The 8733-nt window shown below is 56.4% G+C and carries 9 protein-coding genes and 1 riboswitch; of the genes, 3 read left to right on the top strand and 6 right to left on the bottom strand.

The features are described 5' to 3' along the window. Nucleotides 1–580: 580 nt before the first annotated feature. Both purH and purD read left to right on the top strand, forming a co-directional pair. The gene (purH, locus tag ACA373_RS18020) at nucleotides 581–2170 is read left to right on the top strand and encodes a bifunctional phosphoribosylaminoimidazolecarboxamide formyltransferase/IMP cyclohydrolase (RefSeq protein WP_369896996.1); all 1590 of its coding nucleotides are present in this window, start codon (nucleotides 581–583) and stop codon (nucleotides 2168–2170) included. 13 nt (nucleotides 2171–2183) lie between these two features. Beyond that, complete coding sequence (purD, locus tag ACA373_RS18015) at nucleotides 2184–3464, top strand: phosphoribosylamine--glycine ligase (protein WP_253456258.1); 1281 nt, start codon at nucleotides 2184–2186, stop codon at nucleotides 3462–3464. Nucleotides 3465–3515: 51 nt separating this feature from the next. Here the strand turns inward: purD and ACA373_RS18010 are convergent, their stop codons facing one another. The 6 genes from ACA373_RS18010 to nudC all read right to left on the bottom strand — a co-directional run bounded on the left by ACA373_RS18010 (nucleotide 3516) and on the right by nudC (nucleotide 7918). Continuing rightward, nucleotides 3516–4103, bottom strand: a complete 588-nt coding sequence (locus ACA373_RS18010; RefSeq protein WP_301253455.1) for a DUF1481 domain-containing protein — start codon at nucleotides 4101–4103, stop codon at nucleotides 3516–3518. 146 nt (nucleotides 4104–4249) lie between these two features. Next, nucleotides 4250–4522: a nucleoid-associated protein HU-alpha gene (hupA, locus tag ACA373_RS18005; protein ID WP_017803060.1), complete on the bottom strand. Its 273-nt coding sequence runs from the start codon at nucleotides 4520–4522 to the stop codon at nucleotides 4250–4252. A 188-nt stretch (nucleotides 4523–4710) separates the two neighbouring features. Further along, nucleotides 4711–5301 (bottom strand): YjaG family protein, encoded by a 591-nt coding sequence (locus ACA373_RS18000; protein WP_253456260.1) that lies wholly within the window; start codon nucleotides 5299–5301, stop codon nucleotides 4711–4713. Between the two features lie 65 nt (nucleotides 5302–5366). Then, nucleotides 5367–6035, bottom strand: coding sequence for a deoxyribonuclease V (nfi, locus tag ACA373_RS17995; protein WP_125290958.1), 669 nt, complete (start codon nucleotides 6033–6035; stop codon nucleotides 5367–5369). Between the two features lie 2 nt (nucleotides 6036–6037). Continuing rightward, nucleotides 6038–7105 carry a uroporphyrinogen decarboxylase gene (hemE, locus tag ACA373_RS17990; protein ID WP_125290957.1) on the bottom strand — a complete coding sequence of 356 codons (1068 nt, stop codon included), beginning with the start codon at nucleotides 7103–7105 and terminating at the stop codon, nucleotides 6038–6040. Nucleotides 7106–7144: 39 nt separating this feature from the next. Further along, nucleotides 7145–7918, bottom strand: coding sequence for an NAD(+) diphosphatase (gene nudC / locus ACA373_RS17985; RefSeq protein WP_253456262.1), 774 nt, complete (start codon nucleotides 7916–7918; stop codon nucleotides 7145–7147). 73 nt (nucleotides 7919–7991) lie between these two features. On the opposite strand from nudC, the gene rsd reads away from it, so the two are divergent. Continuing rightward, the gene (gene rsd / locus ACA373_RS17980; protein WP_253456264.1) at nucleotides 7992–8495 is read left to right on the top strand and encodes a sigma D regulator; all 504 of its coding nucleotides are present in this window, start codon (nucleotides 7992–7994) and stop codon (nucleotides 8493–8495) included. An 89-nt stretch (nucleotides 8496–8584) separates the two neighbouring features. Further along, nucleotides 8585–8685, top strand: a riboswitch (TPP riboswitch). The last annotated feature ends 48 nt before the right edge of the window (nucleotides 8686–8733 follow it).

The raw sequence follows: 8733 nt of genomic DNA, 5'->3' as shown, positions 1-8733 counted from the left end.
ATAATGAATTTCATTATGTGTTCACTCTTAAGACTTGATATTTTTTTGCGTCCGGAGACGCTTGATATCAATCCTGCGAGTGCCCACACAGATTGTCTGATAAATTGTTAAAGAGCGTTGCGGCCAGCGCTTTCGCTTCCTGCCGCGAGGTGGCGTATATTACGCTTTCCTCCTTCAGAGTCAACCTCTTTTTCAGAAGTTTTTCTCCGGCGATTCAGCTTCCTGAACCTCCTGAGCCGCTGGCCTGTAAGCCGTTGTGCCGTCTCAGTGGTTGCGCATTATAGGGAGTTCTTGGCGGCTGACAACCCCTAATTTTAGAAAAATAGCGCGTTCGCTGCATTCCACAGCAAAAGGGCTATTTATACGCATTTACCCACAAAGTTATCCACATCCGGCGGTAAGAACAAATTTAGACGAGCATCACGCAAACGTTTTCGCTACAATGCCCCGGAAAAATCCCGGCCCCCATTTGGGGGCGTTACCTGAATCTTCGCTGCTTCTTTCTTTATAAAGGAGGGGAAAAGCTAAGATTGATGTAACGCTCTTATCTATGCGAACCAAAGCCAAGGGATAAAACCTCATGCAACAACCTCGTCCTGTACGCCGCGCTCTGCTCAGCGTGTCCGACAAAGCCGGTATCCTCGAATTTGCACAGGCGCTTTCCGCGCGTGGTGTGGAGCTGCTCTCCACGGGCGGCACTGCTCGTCTGTTGGCCGAGGCCGGCCTGCCCGTTACCGAAGTGTCTGACTATACCGGTTTCCCGGAAATGATGGATGGACGCGTCAAAACCCTGCATCCGAAAGTTCACGGCGGCATTCTGGGACGTCGCGGCCAGGACGATGCCATCATGCAGGCGCACAGCATCGCCCCTATCGACATGGTGGTCGTTAACCTTTATCCCTTTGCACAGACGGTGGCGCGCGAAGGCTGCTCGCTGGAAGATGCGGTAGAGAATATCGATATCGGCGGCCCGACGATGGTGCGCTCCGCGGCCAAGAACCATAAAGACGTAGCTATCGTTGTAAAGAGCAGCGACTACGACGCGGTGATTGCCGAGATGGACGCCAACGATAACTCACTACAGCTGGCTACCCGCTTCGATCTGGCTATTAAAGCTTTCGAGCATACCGCTGCCTACGACAGCATGATCGCCAACTACTTCGGCAGCCTGGTTCCGGCCTATCATGGCGAAACCCGCGAGCCTGCCGGACGCTTCCCGCGTACGCTGAATTTGAACTTCATTAAGAAGCAGGATATGCGCTACGGCGAAAACAGCCATCAGGATGCCGCCTTCTATATAGAAGAGAATGTGACTGAGGCTTCGGTCGCCACGGCGCAGCAGGTTCAGGGCAAAGCGCTTTCTTATAACAACATTGCCGATACCGATGCGGCGCTGGAATGCGTAAAAGAGTTCAGCGAACCGGCCTGCGTGATTGTCAAACACGCTAACCCTTGCGGCGTGGCGGTTAGCGATTCGGCTTTGGGCGCTTACGAGCTGGCTTACAAAACCGATCCTACCTCTGCCTTCGGCGGCATTATCGCCTTTAACCGTGAGCTGGACGAAGCGACCGCTCAGGCAATTATCAGCCGCCAGTTCGTTGAAGTGATTATTGCGCCCTCCGCCAGCGAAGCCGCGCTGAAGGTGACGTCGGCTAAGCAGAACGTGCGCGTGCTGATTTGCGGCCAGTGGCAGCAGCGTCAGGCCGGGCTGGACTTCAAGCGCGTGAACGGCGGTTTGCTGGTACAGGATCGCGATCTGGGCATGGTGGAAGCAAGCCAGCTGCGCGTCGTGACCAAACGTCAGCCAACAGAGCAGGAGCTACGCGATGCGCTGTTCTGCTGGAAAGTCGCCAAGTTTGTAAAATCCAACGCCATTGTTTATGCGCGCGACAATATGACCGTCGGGATTGGCGCAGGCCAGATGAGCCGCGTTTACTCCGCCAAAATTGCCGGTATCAAAGCAAAAGATGAAGGTCTGGTGGTGGAAGGCTGCGCGCTGGCCTCTGACGCCTTCTTCCCGTTCCGTGACGGTATTGATGCGGCGGCGACGGCGGGCGTGAGCTGCGTTATCCAGCCTGGCGGATCGATTCGCGATGAAGAAGTAATTGCCGCCGCTGATGAACACGGCATTGCCATGATTTTCACCAATATGCGCCACTTCCGCCATTAATAAGGAACCGACAATGAAAATTTTAGTGATTGGCAATGGCGGCCGTGAGCACGCGCTGGCGTGGAAAGCTTCGCAGTCGCCGCTGGCGGAAACCGTTTTTGTCGCGCCGGGCAATGCCGGCACCGCGCTGGAGCCGGCGTTGCAAAACGTCGCTATCGGCGCGACCGATATCCCTGCACTGCTGGATTTTGCACAGCGTGAGCACATCGATCTGACTATCGTTGGGCCGGAAGCGCCGCTGGTCATTGGCATAGTCGATGCTTTTCGCGCGGCCGGGCTGAAGATCTTTGGCCCGACCCAGGCTGCCGCGCAGCTGGAAGGTTCTAAAGCGTTCACCAAGGATTTCCTGGCCCGCCATAAAATCCCGACGGCGGAATATCAGAACTTCACCGACGTCGAGGCCGCGCTGGCCTATACGCGCAGTAAGGGCGCGCCGATTGTGATCAAGGCAGACGGCCTGGCGGCGGGCAAAGGCGTGATTGTCGCAATGACGCTGGAAGAAGCGGAAGCCGCCATTAAAGACATGCTGGCCGGAAACGCCTTTGGCGATGCCGGGCACCGTATCGTGGTGGAGGAGTTTCTGGACGGCGAGGAAGCCAGCTTTATCGTGATGGTTGACGGCGAGAACGTGCTGCCGATGGCGACCAGTCAGGATCATAAACGCGTGGGCGATGGCGATACCGGCCCTAATACCGGCGGCATGGGTGCCTATTCGCCGGCCCCGGTCGTGACCGATGAAATCCACCAGCGCGTTATGGACGAGGTTATCTGGCCGACCGTCCGCGGCATGGCGGCCGAAGGCAACGTCTATACCGGCTTCCTTTATGCCGGCCTGATGATCGATAACAGCGGCCAGCCGAAAGTCATTGAATTTAACTGCCGCTTTGGCGACCCGGAAACCCAGCCGATCATGCTGCGCCTGCAGTCCGACCTGGTCGATCTTTGCCTTGCCGCCGTTGACGGCAAGCTGGATAGCAAAGACTCCGTCTGGGATCCGCGTCCTTCGCTGGGCGTGGTGCTGGCGGCGGGCGGCTATCCTGGCGATTACGCCACTGGCGACCAGATCCACGGCTTGCCGCTGGAAGCGACGCCGGACGGCAAGGTTTTCCACGCCGGAACCAAAATGCAGGACGATTTGGTGGTGACAAACGGCGGACGCGTATTATGCGTGACCGCGCTGGGCGAAGATGTTGCGGCGGCGCAAAAACATGCCTACGAACTGGCTAAGCACATCTCCTGGCATGGCAGCTTCTGCCGCACGGACATCGGCTACCGCGCTATCGGGCGTAAATAAGAGTGATTCAGGGGGCAGCACTGTCCCCTTCTCTCTCAAGCTGGCAGCCGATTAAAAGCTGTCGGCCTGCGGCTGTTGCTGACAAAGGTCTTCCGGCGTCGCCAGCAGCAGCTGCGTGCCGCCCGGCGCTTCCAGCCAGGCAATGCTGAGCGGTTCGCCCGATCCCTGCTGATGCTGGGTGATATAACGCACTGCGTTGCTGTCGAAGCCAGGCGAAGCCTTACCGCCTCCGCATAACCTGACCGCGCCCGAAGGCATCCACTCTCCCTGTAATAGCCTTACGCGTCCGCGTAGCAAATCGTCGCTGATAGTCAGCATACGTCCGGCATCAAACTGGTAGAGCGCGATAGCATCAGCCGTCAGCGCTTCCCGTCGATTCGCCAGCTGGCGCTGCATAAAGCTCAGGCGACCGGATTGGTCAAAGCGTAGCGTCACGCTTTCAGGATTTGCGCCCACGATTTTGCGTTCAACAGAAATCAGTTTGCCCTCTTGCCACTGGTAGTCCGTGGTTTCCGTTACCGGCTCGGTAAAAGGGGTATAGACCGTTTGCAGATGGATTGACTGTGGGGAAGGCGTTTTGCGCCAGATACGCACGGCGCCGCGATCGGCAAGATAGCCGCTGGCGGTAAAATCAGGCATCTGCCGTGAACTACAGCCTGCTAACAGCAGCAGGAACGGCAAAAGGGAACGAGAGAAAATCGTCACAAGCTGTCCTGGCAGAAACAGCTAAAAAGCCTTAACAAAAGGGGCTTAACGCCCCCCTGTTTAAAACTTTTCACTGTCGATTATTTAACAGCGTCTTTCAGAGCTTTACCAGAAACGAATGCCGGTACGTTTGCAGCTGCAATTTTGATTTCGTTGCCGGTCTGCGGGTTGCGGCCAGTACGCTCAGCACGGTGGTTAACTTTAAAAGTACCAAAACCAACCAGTTGTACAGCATCACCTTCTTTCAGAGACTCAGTAATCGCAGCCAGAGTGGATTCCAGTGCAGCTTTAGCCTGGGTCTTAGACAGGTCCGCTTTGTCCGCAATTACATCAATCAGTTGAGTCTTGTTCATAAGTTATCCTTACAGTGTATTTATCGCTTGCTAAGCATCGAGTGCGAGGGAAAAACCAGTTTCTGGCACTCTCCTGCATACACGCACCGATAGCCACTTTTTTCAGCCCCACAAATGTAGACCAGACTGGGGGCGAATGTGAAGCCTTAAGGCGCTACAAATCAGGCCTGAAGTCACGTTTTATCGCCTTACTGCTGAAAATTTATACCGATATTGCTAATCCCTGATTCCCGCAGGTCAGAACGCAGTCCTTTTATCAGTTCTGGATCCCTTTCCTCACAGGCGCTGAGCAGGCGAAAAATCTCCCACTGGATGTCCCATTCCTCTTCAACGGCAGGATTGGCTTTTAGCTCTTCCTCGGTCATTTCACGTTCGGCCTGGGTCATTTCCAGCATCGCTACAGAGGTGATTGAAGCTTCGCTGACGGCAATAGCGTGCGCCAGGGTTTCACCGCTCAAACGGGAATGCAGCAGTTCGCTCAGCGCGACGCAGGCGTCGATGGCTGGATAAACGCCGTACAGATCGTAATCCTCCGCCGCCGGAATGGCTTCTTCCAGCTTTTCCAGCTGCGAGTCAAAATTCACTTTGGCATCTTTCACCAGCAGCGTTTCCCAGACCAAATCGAGAATACGACGATAAAGCTGGCCGTCGCCAAACTCGGTCTGGCGGCAAAAAGCCCAGTAATTGGGATACATGCGCTCACACAGGCAGGCCATAAAAGTAACGTGCTGCCAGCTTTCCAGTTTTTCCAGCCGCAGGTGAATCGGATTACGTAACATGTTGGGATCTCTTAAACAAAAGTGCGCGGGCTGCAGTGTAACCGAAAAGCCGGCGCCTCACACCGTTATAGCGGGATGCCGAGACGGGCGAAAGCGGGCCGGTTGGACGCCACGGCATCGGCCCAGCGCGTCGGCTCCGGCAAACGGTAGCCCTGCAGGCAGGTCTCCACCCAGTGCAGCGCCGTATCGTTACTGACGCGGTGGCCCGGCGAAATAAACAGCGGATTGCAGCGTTTTTTGCTGCGCAGCACCCAGCCAATCTGCTCGCCTTTGTCGATCAGCGGCTGTCGGGAGCCCGGCTCGTCGCCTAACGGCTCGAACTTGCCGCATAGCCGGCGTTTCGCCACGCCAATAGTCGGCACATCCACCAGCAGGCCAAAGTGGCTGGCGACGCCAAGACGGCGCGGATGCGCGATGCCCTGACCGTCGACAAACAGCAGATCGGGTTTTTGCTCCAGCTGCTCCCAGGCGGCCAGCAGAGCGGGATATTCGCGAAACGAGAGAAAGCCGGGGATATAAGGCATGGTGGTGGCTATCCGCGCGACGCGATGCTCAATAAGCTTCAGCGACGGATACTCCAACAGCACCAGCGCGGCGCGCGTGACCTCGCCGCCCTGCTCAAACCCCACGTCCGCCCCGGCGATATAGCGCGGTGGCATTACGTCAAAATCATCAGCGCGTACCACTTCCGCCGCACGCGTCGTCTGTTCCTGCTTTAATGCCTGTATATCCATAATTAATCCTGGTGATACTGTCCTGACAGTTTGTGGACGGCCTCCACAAAAGCACCCGCGTGTTCCGGCGGGACATCCTGATGAATGCCGTGACCCAGGTTGAACACATGGCCCGTGCCGTTGCCGAAGCCCTGAAGAATGCCCGCCACTTCCTGCTCAATACGGGCAGGCGTGGCATAAAGCATAGAAGGATCCATGTTGCCCTGCAGCGCCACTTTATGGCCAACGCGTCGACGCGCCTCGCCAATATCGGTGGTCCAGTCCAGACCAAGCGCGTCGCAGCCGGTTTCCGCCATCGCTTCCAGCCACTGGCCGCCGCCCTTGGTAAACAGCGTCACGGGCACGCGGCGACCGTCGTTTTCACGCTGCAGGCCATCGACGATTTTATGCATGTAGTGCAGGGAGAACTGCAAATAGTCGCGCCCGGTCAGCACGCCGCCCCAGGTGTCGAAAATCATCACCGACTGCGCGCCCGCGCGGATCTGTGCGTTCAGATAGAGCGTAACGCTGTCGGCCAGCTTATCCAGCATCAGATGCAGGGTTTCCGGCTCGGCATACATCATTTTTTTCAGTTTAGTGAAGGCCTTACTGCTGCCACCTTCCACCATGTAGGTCGCCAGCGTCCACGGACTGCCGGAAAAACCGATCAGCGGCACCGCGCCCTGTAAATTTTTACGAATGGTGCGCACCGCATTCATCACGTAGCCCAGCTCCTGTTCGGGATCGAACACGGGCAGTTTTTCGACGTCCGCACGGCAGGTCACAGGCGAGGAGAAGCGCGGGCCTTCGCCAGCTTCAAAATAGAGTCCCAGCCCCATCGCATCAGGGATGGTCAGGATATCAGAGAAGAGGATCGCCGCATCCAGCGCGTAGCGACGCAGCGGTTGCAGCGTGACTTCACAGGCCAGCTCAGCATTTTTACACAGCGACATAAAGTCGCCGGCCTGGGCGCGCGTCGCCTTGTACTCCGGCAAATACCGTCCGGCCTGACGCATCATCCATACGGGCGTAACGTCTACCGGCTGACGCAGCAGAGCACGCAAATAACGATCGTTCTTCAGTTCACTCATCTTCAGGACTCTTTTTCATTCAGACGCACAGTATATCAGTTATTCCGCAGCGGCGCGGCAGAGCGCGACGGTGTCTTCTATCAGCCGACGGGCCACCGTTCCCGCCGGCGGCAGCTGTGGCAAGGCGTCGTAGCGATACCAGTTGGCATCCAGCAGCTCTTTGGGATCGATGTTGATCTCGCCGCTGTCGTAGTCGGCCATAAACGCCATCATCAATGACTGCGGGAAAGGCCAGGGCTGCGAGGAAACATAGCGCAGGTTTTTCACCTTGATGCCGCTCTCCTCCATCACCTCGCGCGCTACGGTCTGCTCCAGCGTTTCGCCTACCTCCACAAAACCCGCCAGCACCGTGTAGATGCCGTTGCGGTGTCGGGTATGCTGAGCCAGCAGGATTTCATCGCCGCGACGAATGGCCACGATGATGCAGGGCGCAATTTGCGGATAATAGCGCTGGCGGCAGTGGCCACACAGGCAGGCCCATTCCGTTTTGCTGCGATGCATCGCGTGTCCACAGTAGCCGCACCACTGATGCGAGCGATAAAATTCGGCCAGCTGGATGCCGCGTCCCGCCAGCTGAAACAGGGCGGGATCCTGATCGAGCAGCTGCCGCAGCGACGCCATCCCTTCCGGACGATTTTCGCTAATCAGCCGTACAGGTTCGCCCTGCCATTCGCCAATCAGCGCGCCTTTCGAGCCGGCCAGGCCTAAATCTTGTGCGTTTCCGTACGGTAATTGACCTTTTGGCAGCCAAAGTTTCTGTTCATGGCTGACAATCCACCAGCCAGCGTCTACGCTTGAAATCTCAAGTTCCATAAATTGCTCATCCTCACTTCACGCACTTACCGGATTGGGATAGACAGTTAAAATAACACTTTTGGAGTCACTCATGCTTGACCAGCTGGAAGTTTTGGCCTCACGCGTAGGCGGATGCAGCGAACTGGTAGACTTTTGCCTTCACTCACGCAAGCAGTTGTTAGTTGCTTATTATCAAATGGTTGGCATGAAGCCTAACAAAGAATCGCTGACTACGCTCGACGAAGAGGCGCTGGATAACTTCTGTCAAAGCCTGGTTGATTATCTCTCAACCGGCCACTTCACGGCGTACGAACGGTTTATTCAGGAAATGGAAGGCACCGACCAGCTGGCCAAAGCGGCGCTGATTTATCCTTCGCTACAGGCGAATACCGAACAGATTATGGCGATTTACGACGCCCATCTGGAAAACGCCATCGATCACGATAACTATCTGGAGTTCCAGCAGGCGCTGTCGATCGTCGGCGAAGCGCTGGAAGCCCGCTTCACCCTGGAAGATAAATTTATTCAGCTGGCGCTGGAGAAGTATGCGGATAAGTCCGCCGCTAATGACTCTGCGATGGCTCGTCCTGCCTGAAAAGTTAACTGTTTAATCCCTTGAGCTTTCCATAACGCCCCTTTATGCTGAAAAGGCAATCGCATGATTGCCTCTGGCGAAAGCCAGACTTCTTCTTGTCGGAGTGCCCCTCGGGGCTGAGACCGTTAATTCGGGATCCGCGGAACCTGATCAGGTTAGAACCTGCGAAGGGAACAAGAGTAAAGATCCAGGTCAGGGCCATCGGCTCTGCGCTTACTCCTCCGAACTCCGGACAAGC

Origin of the sequence: Erwinia sp. STN24 (genome assembly GCF_041320675.1) — a bacterium.
Lineage (GTDB): Bacteria > Pseudomonadota > Gammaproteobacteria > Enterobacterales > Enterobacteriaceae > Erwinia > Erwinia aeris.
This window is presented reverse-complemented; position numbering and strand designations above follow the sequence as displayed.

What these genes read in the sequence shown, in the direction of transcription:
- purH (WP_369896996.1), top strand. Translation starts at nt 581, where the DNA reads ATGCAACAACCTCGTCCTGTACGCCGCGCTCTGCTCAGCGTGTCCGAC.
- purD (WP_253456258.1), top strand. Translation starts at nt 2,184, where the DNA reads ATGAAAATTTTAGTGATTGGCAATGGCGGCCGTGAGCACGCGCTGGCG.
- ACA373_RS18010 (WP_301253455.1), bottom strand. Translation starts at nt 4,103, where the DNA reads ATGCCTGATTTTACCGCCAGCGGCTATCTTGCCGATCGCGGCGCCGTG.
- hupA (WP_017803060.1), bottom strand. Translation starts at nt 4,522, where the DNA reads ATGAACAAGACTCAACTGATTGATGTAATTGCGGACAAAGCGGACCTG.
- ACA373_RS18000 (WP_253456260.1), bottom strand. Translation starts at nt 5,301, where the DNA reads ATGTTACGTAATCCGATTCACCTGCGGCTGGAAAAACTGGAAAGCTGG.
- nfi (WP_125290958.1), bottom strand. Translation starts at nt 6,035, where the DNA reads ATGGATATACAGGCATTAAAGCAGGAACAGACGACGCGTGCGGCGGAA.
- hemE (WP_125290957.1), bottom strand. Translation starts at nt 7,105, where the DNA reads ATGAGTGAACTGAAGAACGATCGTTATTTGCGTGCTCTGCTGCGTCAG.
- nudC (WP_253456262.1), bottom strand. Translation starts at nt 7,918, where the DNA reads ATGGAACTTGAGATTTCAAGCGTAGACGCTGGCTGGTGGATTGTCAGC.
- rsd (WP_253456264.1), top strand. Translation starts at nt 7,992, where the DNA reads ATGCTTGACCAGCTGGAAGTTTTGGCCTCACGCGTAGGCGGATGCAGC.